Here is a 16,436-nt window from a genome sequence, read left to right as displayed (position 1 = left end):
CTGCGGAGGCGCACCTGCGTTCCATGCCGTCAGCTCATCCGCCGACCCCGACCAGATAGACGGCCATGAACCCCGACCACCGGTCACGATCCGGCAACACGGCCTTCCAGGGTGTGTCGCGAAAGCGGATCTCGCTCGTTGATGGTCATCTGTCGTGGGACGTGGTGATGATCTGACGAATTGCCAGTGGGCCTGGCTTGAGCCGTTGCTGCCACGGGGCATCAAGCCGGCTCGTCCGCAGGTGTGGGCGCGGCGGCAGTTGATCGACGGCATGTGGTGGCGGATCCGGAGCGGCGCCCGCGGCGCAACGTGCCGGGGAACGCTATGGCCTGTGGGACCGAGTCTATGACCCGAGCGAGGATCGCGTTGGGTGTCGACCGCCGGTTCAACCGCCCGCGATCGTAATCGGGTCGCTGCCGTTCTGGGCTCGCTGATACATATGTGCGATGGCAGGCAATGACTCCGGTGAGTTTCAGGCAGGGCAGTCGGGACTCATCGTGAGGGTTCCCGAGGCAGAACCTGCTGTTCGAGCGTGGCGTGACCGGCTGGATCCTTCAGCCCGTGCGGGTGTTCCGGCCCATGTCACCGTCCTCTTCCCATTTCTCCACGAGAGCCTCATCGACGACGGCGCTTACGCTGCAATCGGGGAAGTAATCGGGCGTCACCGGCCCTTCGAGGCCCGGTTCGAGTACTGCGGGCGATTCCCGGGAATCTTGTATCTCGTTCCCGAGCCGGACATCCCGTTCCGCCGGCTCACCGAGGCGATCGCGGACCGGTGGCCGGAGGCCCCGCCCTTCGGCGGGCAGTTCGACGAGGTCGTTCCGCATCTGACCATCGCCCAGGGGCAAGACGATGCCGTGCTGGAGGAGGCCGAGGCCGACCTTGGCGGCCGGCTTCCCGTCACTGCCCGTGTGTCGTCGGTCGATCTGATGGTCCATGACGGAACAAGGTGGCAGCAGCGGGCGTCGTTCGCGCTCCGGTGATTCCTTTGCAGGTGATCGGTCAGCCGCCGCTCTGCTGGGCTTTGGTGTGGGCCAGGCGGTAGGGGTCGCTGCCGGTTTCGATGATGTTGCCATCGAAATAGAAGCCCGTTCGTCACCATCCTTCGGCCGCACCTTGTACGTTCTGCACGGCAACCGCCTCCAGGCGTTCCCGCCAACTTGAAGAGACCAGGAGCGGCCTGAAGGAGTCTGGAGGCTTACCAGTCGTCGTTGATGTCGAAGTTGGCGGCGATCGGTGTCCCGTCGTCCGTGAACGCCGCCACGAGGTACCCGCCCACGGAGACGAGCTGGGTATAGAGCTGCTCTGCGAGCTGCCAGCTCTCCACGTCGTAGGACCGTGAGATGGCGGTGAGGATCGCCGGCGCCCGGTCGACGGCACCGAGCTCCGGACGGCCCACGTACAGGGAGACGCTCATCTCGCTGTTCTCGAACCAGTACTTGAACTCGTCACCGCCGGGTAATACGTCGGCGGACACACCGACGGGTACGCGCAGAATCCCGGCGACGCCTTCCCACAGTTCCTCGGCGAACCGCATCCAGTCGTCGATCTCCCGCGCCGGTCCGACGTAGAGCTCGAAATCCTTCTTGAAGCCGACGTGTGCTTCGAAATCGCCCACCTGCTTATCCATTTCCGGTTGTGACAAACACGGGAGGCCGGTTGTCCCGACCCCCCGCATGATCGTCGTTCTCCTGCGGCTGTTGCGGCGACAGGGTTACATGCCGCGATCCGGCCCGCTCCACGGCTCTGGCCGTTCGTCGGCGGTCATCGGAAGTCTGCACAGCTGCACAGGGCCGGGGTAGAAGGCGGAAGTATTGGGGCCGGCCATGTCTTCGCCGATGAGGTAGCGGTAGAGCCATTCGGCAAAGCTCATGTCGTACCGTGCCCAGCCGCCTTCGCCGTCTTCGACTAGGAGCCAAGGGGCAGTGCCGTGCGCGGCGACGAGGAACAGGGTTTCGCCTCGGTCGGTGCCGACGATCGGCCACAGTCCGTTGCGGGTGCCGAACGTCAACTCCGCGAGCCCAAACAGCAGGCGAGGGTCCTCGTCCGGGTCGAGGTCACTCCAGCACACATCGGACCAGGCACGAACCTTGTCACGTATGCGCTGGCCCAGATTCCAGCGTTCAGTCGCTGGGTGGTGCAGGTACAGGTGACCGTTGAGCTGGATGGGGGCGTATGCGTCCACGAGGGTCTGGTAGTCGGCCGGTAGCCGGATGCCGAGTTCTGCGTGGAGCCGGTCCCAGGCGGCAGGGTCCGCGTAACGGTTCTGGGCCGGGCCGAGCATCGCCATGGCGGCGGCCAGGTAGTCGGTCATGGCGTTCCTCGCTGTGTGTGCCGTCTTTGCGGCGAGCAAGCCCCCCATCGGGGCATTCGGTTACGGCACGGATCATCCCAGCTCGGAGATCTCGCGGTCAGGCTGTCAGCCTGCGGTAGCAGATCAGGGTGGCGGCGATGCCGACGAAGGCGAGGAAGTGCTCGGCCGCACGCTCGTAGCGACGATGGAGACCGCGGCATCCTGACAGCCACGCCACTGTGCGCTCCACGGTCCAACGGTGACGGCCAAGGCGCTGGGAGGATTCAATACCTCGGCGGGCGATGCGCGGTGTGATGTTGCGGGACCGGATGGGCGGGATGCCCCGCACCAAGGGCTCCAGACCCTGGCCGTCATGGGTGTTCGCAGCCGAGATCCCGATAGCGAGGGGCAGACCCGTCCGCTCCGTGATCAAGTGAATCTTCGATCCTTTCTTGCCGCGATCTACAGGATTCAGACCTGTCAGCGCATCGCCAGCAAAACCGTCGTGACCTCCGAGACCTCGGCCTCGCCTTCGGCCACGGCGAACGACCACACGTCGCCGCCCTGCACATGCAGTGAGGCACGCGGATCACGCTGCAGGTGCGCGACCTTGATGCGGTCGACCGTCGTGGAGAACCGCACGATGCGAGCCTCGGAGTCCCAGCTGTACAGCATGGTGGTCAGGTGAGGATGGCCACTGCTCTTGACGGTGGCGAGGGTGTCGAACTGCTGCGTGCCGAGCACGGTGGAGAGGGCTTCGTCGGACAGGGGGCGAGGCGCTGGTCCTTGAGTCATGGCGTGATCAACGTCCGTAGCCATCTCATAATTTCGTGGACACTGCGAGCCCCCTCCCCCCTTTCCCCACACGCCCTCGTGCGCTGACCACTGAAGTGCGCCGGGTGAGTGGTGGCTGTTGCGGTTACGGCTGGTGGTCGGTTTTTGCGTGTGGTCGGGCGAACCAGCTGTCGCGGGCGGCGCTCAAGCCGTCTGTCGGCGGGTCGGGGAGTAATTCGAAGAACTTCCATGCGTACTCGTACGGATCGATGCACTCGAAGTACCGCTCGCCCCACGGTGCGTCGACCGGGCTGGTGGTGATGGTGCATCCGGCCGAACGGCAGTAGACGGCCGTGGCGTTGACGTCGTCCACCTCGATGCCGATGACTACGCCGAGGCCCCGTGGCCCGATCTTCGTGATGCGTTCTCGGTCGCTGTCGGGAAACGGCATGCCATCCAGGGCGTCGACGAGCAACTGGAGTTCACCGCGGCGCAGGATCGCCATGACCGTCGAGCCGTCCGGTGCGGGTATCGCTCCGATCGGCTCGAACCCGATCCCCTGGTAGAACCTGGCTGCCTCGGACACGTCTGGGACGCGAAGCCCGACCCGGAAGGACGCCTCATCGGCCATTTCACTCTCCGTTCAGCATGCCGGTCACTACCGGAACGATGCCCCACCACGGCACACGGCGGCCAGTAGGTGCAGGCTGCTTTGCCCGCGTCCGTCCCCGGCGTTCGAGCACGGTGCGCGGTCGTTGCGCAGCCCTGCTTGCGCAGCCTCCGTGGGGGTTGCGCAATCGGGCGGCGCAACGGATCGAGGGTCGTGCGCAGTCGGGTTGCGTGCAACGGGTGCGCAGGGCGGCGACTCGGGGGTCCTATGTCCTCGTGCGCAGGGCCGGGTATGCCGATGCGCGGGCCGCCCCGCGGGTCTGGTGGTGTCCTTGTGCGCACTCGCGTACGGCGCTGGCCCGGGTGCGGCACAGGGGTGCTTCGCGCATTCGTCGGCGCGTTGCCGGCGGATGACGTGGTGCGTGTCGGCAGACCCGTGTCGGCCCGTGGTCGGGTCTGTGGTGGGGCCGACCAGGGTCCCGACCACGGGCTTCGTGTCTCCATCGTGACCGTGGTCGGGGGTTCGTGGTCGGTGGTCGGGTCGGGGTCGGCGGGTTTTCTCAAGGTCAGCAATCACACCTTCTGACCTGGGAGTTTGACCATGTCTCCTGGCACGCAGGCCTCACCGGGCGAGGCTGCTGCTCCGATGTCGGGTGGCGCCCGGCTGGAGGCGATGCGACGCCGCGTCCGCTACTCGCGCCTGGCGATCTGGACGGTCATCGCGGCCGGCCCTGTCGCCCTGGCCGTCGCCGTCGCCGTCGCCTCCAGTCCGACCAGGGTCGAGGCGGCTGCCCCGGCCAGGCCCACCGCCGTGCGCACCACGACGGCCGCCGCCGACCCGGCCGGCTATGCGCAGGTGTTCGTCGGCGCGTGGCTGCGCAGCAGCGCCGATGATGCGACAAGTGCGCAGGCGCGGCTTGCGCAGTCGATGGCGCCGGACGTCGAGCTGCCCAGCCCGGCAGCGGGTGCGCAGCCGCCGCAGTCGGTGACCGCGGTGCGCAGTGTGCAGCGCGAAGGTGGCGTGTGGGCGGTGACGGTGGCTGCGCAGTACGCGGACGGGCGGTTGCGTTTCTACGCCGTTCCGGTGGCCGCCGATCGGGCGGGCTCCTCGTTCACGGTGACGGGTGCGCCCGGCGTGGTGGCCGGCCCGGTCAGGGCCGAGGTGCCGAAGTCGCCGTACGGAGTGAGCGTCCCGGAAGGTGATCTGTCCTCGGCGGTCGGGGAGTTCCTCAACGCCTACCTGACGGGTGCCGGTGAGGTGAGCCGCTATCTCGCGCCCGGTATGCAGGTGCCGGCTGTCTCCCCCGCCCCGTACACGGCCCTCGCCGTCGGGCCGGTGTGGGCCGTCGAGGAGGCCGCGGACGCCGGGAAGGTGCCCGGCGACGGTACGACGGTGCGTGTCCTGGTCCGGGTGGAAGCCCGGGACGTTGGCGGGCGGTGGCCGCTGGCGTACGAGCTCACGCTCACAGCCCGCTCGGGGCGGTGGGAAGTCGCTGCACTTCGGTCCGGGACTGCCCAGGACGGGATTTCCCGGGCTGGGGGTGACCGGTGAACAGCGTGTACAGCGTGATGCTCGCCGGGCAGTTGGACGACCTCGGCAACGCGTGGATCACCATGTTCAGGGAGTGGGCGACCAAGGGCCTGCAGGCGGGACTGATCTGCCTCGTCGTCGTCATCATGATCCAGAAGTTCAGCCTCAAGGCCGGGATCGGCGCCCTGCTCCTGATGATCATCGCGTTGGGGTTGTACGACTCCCGCGAAAGCCTTGCAACGATGTTCGAGGACGAGGTGAAGAACCCGGCCAAGGGCGCACCCGCCGTCCCCGGCCTCGTCCAGTCCCAGCTCGTCTCCTCACGTGAGCACTCACCGGGTGTCGGGGGCCTGCTGTGAGCGCGTCTGCGGCGCGGGTGGGCCGCTTCTACACCGCCGCCCGCCGCCACCCCTGGGTGCTGGGCAAGGTCGCCGACTGGAAGATCCCCCTCGGCCCCTACACCCCGGCGCAGATCGCGGTCGCCGTCGGCGGCGGCTTCCTCCTGGTCAAGACGATCAGCTGGTGGTCGTGGATGGGGCCGGTCCCCGTCGTCGCGTGGGTGCTGGCGATCTGGGCGGTGCGCCGGCCGAAGATCCGGGGCCGCGCGCCGGTGCAGGCCGCGTTGGGCTGGGTGCTGCTCGGCCGGCAGCCGAGGGGAGGGCGGATCGGTGGGCGGGCTGCCCGTGACCGGGTGCCCCGCCTGCTGCTGGGCCAATTCACCGTCGAAAGCGCACCCGGGTCGGACCCTGCTGTGCAGGCTTCACCGTCCCCTGCGGCTCGGCGCACCCGTCGGGTGCCGCTTGCACGGCCGGCCGCCGCTCGCTCGTCCGCGCGCCGCCGCACAGAACCGGCTGCTGACGCACTGCCGGCTGAGCCGGTCTCTGGTGTGCAGCAGCTGCTGCACGCGCTCGCGCAGCAGAGCGGGGGTGCGTAGTGAGGGTTCCGATCCGTCACATCGCCGGGCACCTCGTGTGGTCGACGCAGGGCAGCGTGTGGGCGATCTACCGCCTGCGCCCCGGCCCGGACGCGCACGGCCGACGTGAGGAGACGGCCCAGGGCACGTACGTGTCCGCCGCGGTCCGCGACGAGCAGCTCGCGAGGATCACGCACTTGGTGCGGTCGCTGTCCGGGGCGCCACGGTTGTTCGGGCTGTGCGCGCAGGTCGACCCGGGTGAGATCGCCCTGAAGATGATCGAGGGCATCGAGCCGGCCGAACAGGCGCCGGGTGCAGGCCGACACCCGTGGGTGGAGAACGTCGAGGCCACCTTGGAACTCCTGGACGACCAGGAGATGCACCACCGCACCCTGTGGCTGGCCATACCCCTGCGGACCGAAACAGGCGGCCTGCCGGTATCGGCCTCGCTCGGTGCGGCATGGGCCGAGATCGCGCCGATGCTGGGCGTGCGGCCGACGCCCGTGGCACGGCGCGAGGTGAGCGCCTGCCGGGAGCAGGCTGCGCGGGTGGAGGCCGCGCTCGCCGGCGGCATCGCGTTGCGCCCGGCCCGCCCGGCGGAGATCGTCTGGATGGTCCAGCACGCCCTGCACCGCGGCCTCACCGAGCCCCTCCTCGCCGAAGCCGAGACCAGCACGTTGTACGGCGGGCAGCTCCACGGCGGGGTGCTGCGCTCCCCCAGCTACGCCGACCTCGGCCAGGTCCGCCTGCACGAGGGCGGCATCGACCTCGACGTCGACGACGTCGATGAACTCAAGACCGCGGCCCGCCTCACACGGTCGGGCCGCACAGCTTGGTGGCGGGTGCACACCGGCTCGCCCCTGGGGCGGCGCTGGCTGCAGGTCGAGTCCGACACCGGGATCGGCTATCAGGCGCAGCTGGTGCTGGCCGAGTGCCCGCCCGCCGTCCGCCAGGACGCCGCCGATCTGTTCGCCCAGCTGGAGGGCCTGGATTTCCCCGTCGACTACACCGTCGACCTCACGCTCGTACCGGCGGAGAAGGCCCGCGAGCAGGTGCGGCGCAAGAAGAACGAGCTCATCGACCAGGCCGACCAGTACGACGCCCGCCCCACCGGCATGCCCGCCTCGCTCACCGAGGCCGCCCGCGACCTGGGCGAGCTCGATGCCCGTCTCTCCCGCACCAGCGTGGAGGTCGAGGTGCAGTCGGTGACCGTGCTGACCGTGTGGGGTCCGACGGCGGCCGTCTGCGATGCCCGGGCCCGCGCGCTGGCAGCGCTCCTCGGCGGCGCCGACTACCGGGCGGTGCGCCCGGCCGGCCTGCAGGAGACCCTGTTCACCCTGGGCCTGCCCGGCACGGTGCGGCCAGGAATGGTGCGGGAGTTCACCCAGCACCAGATCAGCGAGGACTGGGCGCTGGGCGGTGCCTTCACCGCTGCGGAGGTCGGGGACCCCAACGGGATGTTCCTCGGCATCGATCTGGACTGCGGCACCACACGCCCCGTGATGATCAACGTGGCGGATGCGCCCAAGGTCGACGCCTCGGCCTCCATGGGCATCGTCGGGGACCTCGGCGCGGGCAAGAGCGTGCTGCAGAAGCTGATCGCGGAAGCGGTATGGGCGCGCGGCGGGTGCGCGATCTGCATCGACCGCACCCCGGTCCGCGAGTGGGCCACCTTCGCCCGCACCGCAGCCAAGGGGCGTGTGCAGATCGTCGACGCGGCGCAGGCCGAGGTGTCCATCGATCCGCTGCGGATGTTCGGCGGCCCGGAGGGACGGCACTACGCCCTGTCCTACCTCACTCTGCAGCTCGGCATCGGCCCGATGAGCACCAGCGGCGAAGTCCTCCACCATGCCGTCGAGCAGGCCGCCGCCGGCGATGCGCCGTCCATGCACCGTGTTCTTGAGGTCCTCGAGGAGATGGCCACGCGCGAGACAAGTAGACGGCAGGACGCAGCCGCGACCCTCGCCGGCCTCATCCGCGTCGTCGCCACCAACTCCCTGGCTCGGATGGTGTTCGACCCGGCGCTGCCGCCGGTCAGGCTGGACGCCTCCAGCGCCTGCGACATGATCGTAATCACCACCACCGGTCTGAAACTGCCGCCGAAGGCCGCGTTCGACAAACCGGAGATCCTGCACCAGCAGCCGCTGGAGGCGCTGATCGGCCGAGCGGTGCTCTACCTGATCGCCGCACTCGCCCGCCAGACCGCATTCGAGGACCCCGAACGGTTCACCGCCGTGGTCCTGGACGAGCTGTACTGGCTCACCTCCTCCGCCGAAGGCACCGCCCTCGTCCACGAGATCCTCCACGACGGCCGCAAACACGGCGCCGGCCTGATCGCCGGGTCACACGACGCCGCAGAACTCGGCCCCGACCGCGGCCTGATGGCCTACCGCGCGCTGGCCCGCACCACCGACCGCGACCGCGCCCGCCGCGGCCTGGAATTCGTCGGCCTCGACCCGCACGACGACGAACTGCTGCGGCTGGTAACCACCGGCCTGTCCCCCGTCGGCCACAAAGGACGGGAGGGCGAGTTCCTGCTCACCTGCCCGCGGCAGAACACCGGCCGCATCAAGGTCTCCATCCCCCGCATCCCCCGGATCACCACCTCCATCACCACCACACCCGGCCGCCGCACTAGCACGGCCTCCCCCTTCCGGCCGGAGCCGCCCGCCGGTGACGCCGTACAGACCCGCCCGAAGGAATCCGTCCGATGACCGCCTCTTCCCGGGACCACTCCCGGCACGTTGCCGCCGCGGGTGTCCTCACCGTGATCGCCGTCGCCGTGTTCGTGGTCGTGCTCGCCGTCGGGGCGGGCGTACCAAAGGCGTGGTGGCCGCACACCGGGCAAGCCTTCGCCGCCCGCCCCGCTACCGCGCACCACGATTCCTGCGCCCGGATCGTGGGCCCGGCCAGGAAGTACTGCGAGCGCGGCACCGCGGCCGCGGCCTCCGGCCGGCACGGCGTGGGCGGTGGGGCGTGGCGGCTGCTGCCCGCCGGTGCGGGGGCAGGGGCTCTCGTGGTGTGGCGCCGGAGCAGTTCTGCTGGGCGAAGGCGGCTCTGACGTGCTGCGTCCAGAGCGTGCGAGCCTGCGTGCGGCCGGCTTCGTCGTCCTGCTGACCGGGGTGTTCCTGCTGGTGAACACGCAGGTCGTGTACGCGGCCGGCAGCAGCGGCGAGAGCGGGGACCTGCTGGCCCCGCTGAACATCTACTCCTCCGAGGGTGTGCCGATCGACGGCTACGACCTGGGCGCCGACGGCGGATCCATCGTCGCCTTCAGGAGCCAGGCCCTGGCCTTCGCCCTGTCGGGTCTGTTCACCCTGATCCGGCTGCTGGTGGGGCTGGCGGGGTGGGCGATCGAGGTGGCCTTCCGCTTCCCGCTGCTGAAGATCCTCGCCCGCCCGGCGCAGAAGGCCGCCGACACCTACGACAGCGTGGTGGTCGACACGCTCGGGCTGAAGGGTCTGCTGCTGGCCTGGGCGTTCGTCTTCGCCGGATTCATGATCGTGCGCGGGCGGGTCGGCCGCGGCCTGGGCGAAATCTTCCTCACCCTGCTCATCGGGGCGATTGCTGCCTCGGCTCTCGTCCGCCCTGACACCCTGCTCGCCCAGGATGGACCGCTGGGGCAGTCCCAGCAGGTAGCTGCCGCGGTCGCCGAGCAGTCCGTCAACGCCTATGACTGGGGCGGCAAACTCGCCAGCGACGACCCGTGCGCGGGCATGGCCGGCAACGCCGAGCTCAAGTGCGAGGAGCGCCAGAGCGAAGGACCGGTCTCGGCGGCCGCGGTGGCCCGGCCTCTCCAGGACTCGATCACCAACGCCCTGATCGTCAAGCCGTACATGCTCCTTCAGTACGGGCGCATCCTCGACCCCGCCAACCCGGCCGACCTCAAGGCCTACGCCGTCCATCTGAAGTGGGTCACCGGCGGATACAAGGTGGGCGCCAAAGTCTCCGCCAGGGGCAAGGAGGTCTGCAGCAAGATCCGTGGCCCGGCGAAGAAGTACTGCGAGCGCGGCTTCATCGAAGGCATACCCGCAAGCGACGGCGGCGACGGGCTGCCGCAACTCACTCCCGGCGGGGAGCTGCTGGATGCCTCCAGCGCGATCGTGACCGACGAGGACCGCGAGTTCGCCGCGTTCCTCGAGGACATGAAACGGGCCGGCCCCGTCGGCAGATCGTGTGCCGCCTACGCCGAGAAGCCGACCTGGTGGCGGGTCGGCGGCGCGGGCCTGCTGCTGGTCGCGGCCCTGTTCATCTGCGGCATGCTCCTGTCCTCGGCGATCGTGCTGCTGGGCACCCAGGGCGCGTGTGTCGCCGCGGCGGCCGCCGGCGGTGTCACCCTCGTCGCCGGGATGCTGCCCGGGCCCGCCCGGCAGTCGGTGTGGAAGTGGCTGTCGCTGTGGGGGATCGCGGTGCTGGCCGTGGTGGGGATCTGCGCGTTCATCCCGTTCTTCGGGATCGCCGTCGACGCCACCGTCACCAACGGGCCCGACCTGGTGGTGGAACGGATCCTGCTGATCGATGTCCTGGCCATCGCCGGCGCGGCCGGGCACCGCAGGCTCCTGTCGGGTATCGCCTCCTTCGGCCGACGGATGGCCATGCGGATGCGCTACGCCAAGGTCGGCGGCACCCATCTGCCCGGTGACACCTCCGAGCTCGGCGCCGCCCTCGCCATGAACTCCCCCGCCGCCATGGGTTACGGCGGCGGCCTGCGCGCCTTCACCAGCGGCGGAGGCGGCCGGTTCGGGCTGCTCGGCACCCGACAGCGGCTGATGGGCGCCCTCGCCTCGCTGTCCGACGGCACGGGCATGCCGGTGGACACCGGTGGAATCCTCGCCGACGCCACGGCCGAAGCACGGCGCGGGCTGGCCCCGCTGACCGCGGCCGCGGCCGCGGGCGGGCTGGGCGCACGGCTCGGCGCCAAAAGCGCGTACTGGCTGCTCATCGGCCGCCGCCCGGACAAGGAGCAGCTGGCCAAGTGGCGCAAGCCCACCGCCGACAGCGACCCGAACCCCGGCGAGGGCCCGGGCGGGGGTCCGGGTGGGGGCGGGGACGGTGGCCGGGGAGGCGCGGGGCCGCGCCGTCCCGGCGGACCGCCCGACCGCTACCGCAACGAAGACGGCCAGATCGTCGACCGCCGCACGGGCCAGGTCCTGCACGACCAGCACACCGACCGCACCCTGCTGTCGACCCGCGCCCACAACCGGCTGGTCCGCCTGCGCGGCTACCGCATCCTGCACCGGGGCGGCCGCGCCGCCTACGGGGCGACCGTCGGCCTGCCGGCCAGCGTCCGCCGCGCCCGGACGGGAGGCTCGCGCTACTCCCAGGACGCCCGCCAGCAGGTGCAGGTATGGGGCAACACCGTCCGCGAGGACGGCCGCGCCTGGAAAGACACCGGGCGTCACGTGGCCCGGGTGCTGCGGGAGAACACCGACGACCGCGGCGGACCCGGCCCGTTCACCAGCCGCCGCCTGCCCACCTCCTGGTCACCGGCGCCCTCCCCGCGCCCAGCAGACGGCACGGCTGCCCCCCGGCCGGGCAGCGGTGCCTCAGGCCGCCCGGGGACGGCCTCCGCCCAGCCGGCATCTGCGCCGACGTCTGCGGCCGCAGGCACCAGGGGGACGGGGCCAGGCCAGCCCGTAGGCGGCGCCCCACGTCCGGTGCACCCCGAGCCGGACAGGACCAGCCCGAGCCACCCAGGCCCAGGGAGCGCAGAAGGCGCCCGTAACAGCCCGCGCGATGAGGCGCGGGCCCGGATGCGGGACTTACTGCGGCACCACGGGCCCGGTGAAGAGGCTCAGCGTCAGGCCGACCGTCTGCGCGAGCTGCGGGCGCAGTGGCAGGCCGAGGACGGTGAGAACGGGTGAAGGCGCGCGGGCGCCGCCGTCTGGGGCGGTGGGGGTGCGTGACGGTCCTGCTGCTGTTCACTGCCGTGTGCTGCGCCGCCCCCGTGGGAAACGCGATCAGCGCCTACGCCGCGCTGAAGACGGGCCGGCAGAGCGACGGCGGGATCGCCGAGGGCGGCAGTGCCGCCGACATCCCGCCGCGGATGCTGACCGCGTACAAGAAAGCCACCCAGCAGGTCGGCACGTACGTGCCCGCGTGCCGGGGCATGCGCTGGCCGCTCCTCGCCGGAATCGCCAAGGTCGAGTCCAACCATGCGGTGGGCCGCAGCATCGCGGACAACGGCGACATCCGCCCGAAGATCTACGGAGTACTCCTCAACGGCTCCGGCCAAGGAGGCAACACCACCGCCGTCCCCGACACCGACGGCGGCAAGTGGGACGGCACCGCATCCGGAGAACGCGCCGTCGGCCCGTTCCAGTTCCTGCCCTCGACGTGGGAGTCGATCGGCAAGGACGCGAACGGGGACCAAGCCGCCGATCCACACAACGCCGACGACGCAGCCCTCGGCGCCGCCGTCTACCTGTGCGGCAACGGACGCAACCTGACCAGACGCGCCCAGCTCAAGGCCGCGATCTGGCAGTACAACCACTCCAGCACCTATGTCGCCAACGTGCTGGGCTGGATCGACCAGTACACCGCAGCCGCAACAGACTCGGACCTGGGCGGCGCCTCAGGGAAGGCCCGCACCGTCATCGAGGCGGCGCTCGCCCAGCGCGGGGTGCCCTACTCCTGGGGCGGCGGCAACGCCGACGGCCCGTCGTACGGGATCTGCTGCACACCCAGCGGCAAGAGCGGCGCACACATCAAGGGCTTCGACTGCTCCGGACTGACCCAGTACGCGTACGCCAAGGCCGGGATTCTGCTGCCGCGCACCGCAGCCCCGCAGGCCGGTGCCGGCCGGCGCATCCCCGCCGGCCTCGGCACCAGCGCACTCAAGCCGGGTGACCTCGTCTTCTACGCCACCGAACCGGGACACGACTCGACGATCTACCACGTCGGGATCTACCTCGGCCACGGACGCATGATCAACGCGCCTCGCCCGGGGGCTGTGGTCCGCCTGGACGCCGTCAACACCATGTCCGGCTACGCGGGAGGAGCCCGGCTGCTGTGACCACCACCCCGACACGTTCGCCACGCCTGCTGTTGCTGAGCACCGTCATCCTCGCCGTCGCGGGTGTCGCCCTGCTGGGCATGCCGCACGGTCAGGAGCCGACGGCCCCGACGACAGCGTCGCCCATACATGCGGCCACGGCTACGACCGCGGATGGGCCACCGGCGGCTCCGCCTCCCACCGACGAACCAACCGTCGACACAGCCCACTCCGCGGCTCCACCGGCAGCAGCGCCGTCGGCCGTCGGGCCTGCTCTGCCGCCGCACGGCGAGGGAGTGGCCGGCGACCGGGCGGTCCAGGAAAACCTGGAGGCAGCATGGCCCGCCGACCTGCCCGGCGCCGATGAGCGCACCCTGCTCTCCGCCGGGCGCGCCCTGCTGCGCGCGGACGCCACCGGCGTCGGCCGCGCGAAATGGCCAGACGTCTTCGGTGACTCCGGCCATCAAGTGGTCCCGGCGTTCGCCACTTCTGGCTTCCGCATCCAAGCCGCGATCGCCCGCCGCGACGGCAGCCCTAACAGGGCCGTGGTCCATCTGGTGTGGGCCGGCACCGACCGCGGCGGCACCTACACCGACCTGCGTATCACCGACTGGTACTTCACCCGCACCACCACACAAAGGGGGGCGTCCACGTGGACTTTGCAACCCCGTACCTGATGGACCGGCCCGACGACCCGGCCGCCGGTCAGGTACGTGGCCTCGTCTCGGGCGTCGCTCACACCGTCGGCTGGTTGATCACTTACTGGTGGATGGTGGCCTTGGCCGCCGTCGCGCTCTGGGCTGCCGGCGAGACGGTGGTACGCCATCTGGCACGGAAAGCCTCGGCCGAGCGAATGGCACTGGAGCTTGTCCCGTCGCGGCACTTCGACCCGGGACTGGAAGAGATCTTCCGCCGCGGCGTCCAGCTTGCCCGCGCGTCCACAGCCATGCCGTGGTGGGCGCCCCGCCGGGCCAAGACCGTGCAGATCCGGCTGCGCGCAGACGGCTCCAGCCCGCTGCGGTATCGCGTCGAGGGCCCCGCCGGCGGCCAGCGGCTGCTGTCCATCACCCCATTCGGGCCGGACGTCACCGTCAACCGGGCCCGGCCCATCGTCGACAAGGCGCGCATGCACACCGTGCGCGCGGAGTTCGTCCTGCGCGGTAAGCCCACTGCCCCGTTGCGCGAGGTGCCCCTGACTCCCGACCCGCTCCAGCCGCTCGTCGACGCCGTGGCCGATCTGCGCCCCGAGGCCGGCGATCTCGCCGAGATCCGCCTCGACATCCAGCGCGCTCCCAAGTGGGCGCTGCGGGCGCGCCGCCTGCAGCTGATGGGCGCCGCGCACCGCGTTGAACGCCGCGAGGCCCAGCGGGCCGCTCGCTGGCTGCGCCGGGACGCCGGCAACATCGAGGACTCTTTGACCTGGCAGCTGCAGCAGCTGCTCAGCGACAGGCCCCCTTCCGCCGGAGGGCGAAGGCTGGTCATGCCGCCGGTACCTCGCCGGATCGACCCGGCTCAGGCGCTGGGCAAGCTCGCCGACGACGACCACCTGATCCGCGTCCAGCTGCTCGTGATGTGCGCCTCGAACATCCAGGGCCGCGCCCAGGCCAGGATGGCCCAGATCCAGGCCGCGCTCGACGTGTTCGGCGGGCGCTCGAGGTGGGCCATGCGCGGCTGGCGCCTGGGGCCGTGGCGGATCGGCGCCGACCGCTGGCCCAGCCGGCGCGGCTTCGAACGCCGCTGGAACATAGGACACTGCCAGCCGCCCCGCGCCAACTGGGTGAGGCTGGAAGAACTCACCGGCCTGCTCAAGCCGCCCACCCTGCACTGCCGCCTGCCCGTGCTCGCCGCGGAGCTGCCCACGTTCACGTTCGGGGATCCGCATCTGCTCCTGCAGGGCACCTACCGGGGACCGGACGGCCGCGAGCGCATGGTCGCCACCTACGCCGAAGAAACCCTCTTCGAGGTCGGGGTGGGCAAAGCCGGCGGCGGCAAGACCGAGCGGGCCCTGGCACAGGCGATCGGCTGGGCACATGCCGGGGGCGGGCTGTTGTTCGTCGACCCGCACCGTGACTCCTGGCCGCGGGCCACCCCCTTCCTCGCCCACGAGAACCTCGCAGAGCGGATCGCCCTCGTCGACCTCAACGGCCTCGGAGTCAACCCACGGGTCAGTTCATGGAATCCGCTCGGCATGCACCAGGGCCAGGCCGCGCACGAGGTCGTCGAGGCGCTCGCCGACGCCTGCGCCTCGGCACTGGCATGGGACGACGCCACCGCACCCCGGGCGATCACCATCCTGACCGCCGCCCTGGCCGTCCTGGTCGCCGTCAATGAGGCCGCCTGCCAGGCCGGCCGCCCCGAGGACCAGGCCACGATCTTCCACGTGCGGGCCCTGCTCACCGACACCGCGTTCCGCAAAATAGCGCTCGCGGCGGTAGCCGACCGCCTGGACGAGGAGACCCGTTCCTGGTGGCAGGTCGTCTTCCCCACCTTGCCGCCGGACGCGTTCGCCGTGGTCCTCAACCCGATCACCCGCCTGGCCGCCAACCCCATCACCCGGGCCTTTCTCGGCCAGCCGACAGGCGTCTACAACATCCGCTCGGCCATGGACTGCGGGATGGTCGTGTGGGTGTGCCCGGGCGGGAACGGCCCCACCGACCGGCTGGTGACCGCACTCCTCGCGCGCGATCTACTGCGGGCTGTGCGTTCCCGGCGCGACACCCCCGAAGAGCGGCGGGTGCCCTTCCGGTCGTACTTCGACGAGCTGATCACGCTGACCGGCGCGGCACCGGAGACCATCGCCTCCATGTTCGAGGACTTCCGCAAGTACAAGTGCCACGTCCACGGCATGACCCAGCTGCTGGCCCGCCTGCCTACCCCGGTGCGACTGTCCCTGGTCCAGAACGCCTCCACGCTGGCCACCACCGCCGGGTCGAAGTCCGCGATCGCCCCCGTCACGGCCGAGTGGGGCGACAACCCCAGCCCGGACCGGGTGGCCACCATGAAACGCTTCGAGCACTACGTGTCCCTGCACGTACACGGCCGCCGTGTAGGGCCGGTACAGCTGCGCGGGCCGCATCTTGATGCGGTCTTCGCCTCCCAGGCCCGCCCGCGGCAGGTCCCCGCGCTGGAACGAGCCGCCCTGGCCAACGCTGAAGCACTCCCCCTGGACCAGCTCACCAGCCGTGCAACGGCGCAGATCGGCCGCGTCACCGCCTTCCTCGCCAACCGCTCCCCCACAATTGCCGGCTCCGCACCCTCAAGGAAGAAGGAATTCGAGTAATGGGCAGTCCACACACCCGAAAGGTCGGGCACCCGGCCTCAT

Annotated in this window: 13 protein-coding genes and 2 pseudogenes; 10 read left to right on the top strand and 5 right to left on the bottom strand. The window is 70.6% G+C overall.

Translation table 11 applies throughout. The features are described 5' to 3' along the window. The first annotated feature begins 446 nt into the window (after nt 1-446). Complete coding sequence (locus ACZ7OY_RS39385) at nt 447-983, top strand: 2'-5' RNA ligase family protein (RefSeq protein ID WP_472250380.1); 537 nt, start codon at nt 447-449, stop codon at nt 981-983. 215 nt (nt 984-1,198) lie between these two features. On the opposite strand, the gene ACZ7OY_RS39380 is transcribed toward ACZ7OY_RS39385, so the two are convergent. From ACZ7OY_RS39380 to ACZ7OY_RS39360, 5 genes and pseudogenes are all read right to left on the bottom strand, one after another. Beyond that, nucleotides 1,199-1,618: a hypothetical protein gene (locus ACZ7OY_RS39380; protein ID WP_472250379.1), complete on the bottom strand. Its 420-nt coding sequence runs from the start codon at nt 1,616-1,618 to the stop codon at nt 1,199-1,201. A gap of 96 nt (nt 1,619-1,714) precedes the next feature. After that, on the bottom strand, nt 1,715-2,314 hold the full coding sequence (locus ACZ7OY_RS39375; RefSeq protein ID WP_472250378.1) for an SMI1/KNR4 family protein: 600 nt from the start codon (nt 2,312-2,314) through the stop codon (nt 1,715-1,717). Nucleotides 2,315-2,411: 97 nt separating this feature from the next. Continuing rightward, nucleotides 2,412-2,777: pseudogene (locus ACZ7OY_RS39370) on the bottom strand (transposase); the annotation flags it as partial. A gap of 14 nt (nt 2,778-2,791) precedes the next feature. Next, nucleotides 2,792-3,088, bottom strand: a pseudogene (locus tag ACZ7OY_RS39365) (pyridoxamine 5'-phosphate oxidase family protein); the annotation flags it as partial. A gap of 124 nt (nt 3,089-3,212) precedes the next feature. After that, nucleotides 3,213-3,698 (bottom strand): VOC family protein, encoded by a 486-nt coding sequence (locus ACZ7OY_RS39360; RefSeq protein ID WP_472250377.1) that lies wholly within the window; start codon nt 3,696-3,698, stop codon nt 3,213-3,215. 579 nt (nt 3,699-4,277) lie between these two features. On the opposite strand from ACZ7OY_RS39360, the gene ACZ7OY_RS39355 reads away from it, so the two are divergent. Genes ACZ7OY_RS39355 through ACZ7OY_RS39315 form a run of 9 tightly spaced genes read left to right on the top strand, consistent with a single transcriptional unit; the run spans nt 4,278 to nt 16,394 of the window. Continuing rightward, on the top strand, nt 4,278-5,228 hold the full coding sequence (locus ACZ7OY_RS39355; protein ID WP_472250376.1) for a conjugal transfer protein: 951 nt from the start codon (nt 4,278-4,280) through the stop codon (nt 5,226-5,228). Next, entirely contained in the window at nt 5,225-5,566 is a 342-nt protein-coding gene (locus ACZ7OY_RS39350) for a hypothetical protein (protein ID WP_472250375.1), read from the top strand. The genes ACZ7OY_RS39355 and ACZ7OY_RS39350 overlap by 4 nt, the downstream gene beginning before the upstream one ends. After that, a complete protein-coding gene (locus tag ACZ7OY_RS39345) occupies nt 5,563-6,141 on the top strand; it encodes a hypothetical protein (protein ID WP_472250374.1) in 579 nt (192 codons plus the stop codon). Before ACZ7OY_RS39350 ends, ACZ7OY_RS39345 begins: the two co-directional genes overlap by 4 nt. Next, nucleotides 6,141-8,834: an ATP-binding protein gene (locus ACZ7OY_RS39340; RefSeq protein WP_472250373.1), complete on the top strand. Its 2,694-nt coding sequence runs from the start codon at nt 6,141-6,143 to the stop codon at nt 8,832-8,834. The genes ACZ7OY_RS39345 and ACZ7OY_RS39340 overlap by 1 nt, the downstream gene beginning before the upstream one ends. Then, nucleotides 8,831-9,181 (top strand): hypothetical protein, encoded by a 351-nt coding sequence (locus ACZ7OY_RS39335; RefSeq protein WP_472250372.1) that lies wholly within the window; start codon nt 8,831-8,833, stop codon nt 9,179-9,181. The genes ACZ7OY_RS39340 and ACZ7OY_RS39335 overlap by 4 nt, the downstream gene beginning before the upstream one ends. A 1-nt stretch (nt 9,182) precedes the next feature. Continuing rightward, entirely contained in the window at nt 9,183-11,984 is a 2,802-nt protein-coding gene (locus tag ACZ7OY_RS39330) for a hypothetical protein (RefSeq protein ID WP_472250371.1), read from the top strand. 38 nt (nt 11,985-12,022) lie between these two features. Continuing rightward, a complete protein-coding gene (locus tag ACZ7OY_RS39325) occupies nt 12,023-13,135 on the top strand; it encodes a C40 family peptidase (RefSeq protein ID WP_472250370.1) in 1,113 nt (370 codons plus the stop codon). Next, complete coding sequence (locus ACZ7OY_RS39320; protein WP_472250369.1) at nt 13,132-13,791, top strand: hypothetical protein; 660 nt, start codon at nt 13,132-13,134, stop codon at nt 13,789-13,791. The genes ACZ7OY_RS39325 and ACZ7OY_RS39320 overlap by 4 nt, the downstream gene beginning before the upstream one ends. Then, a complete protein-coding gene (locus tag ACZ7OY_RS39315) occupies nt 13,767-16,394 on the top strand; it encodes an ATP/GTP-binding protein (RefSeq protein ID WP_472250368.1) in 2,628 nt (875 codons plus the stop codon). Before ACZ7OY_RS39320 ends, ACZ7OY_RS39315 begins: the two co-directional genes overlap by 25 nt. Nucleotides 16,395-16,436 lie beyond the last annotated feature (42 nt).

The sequence above is a fragment of the Streptomyces sp. NPDC107559 genome (assembly GCF_055657365.1).
Note: the sequence above shows the minus strand (reverse complement) of the source record. Positions and strands in the feature narration are given on the sequence as shown.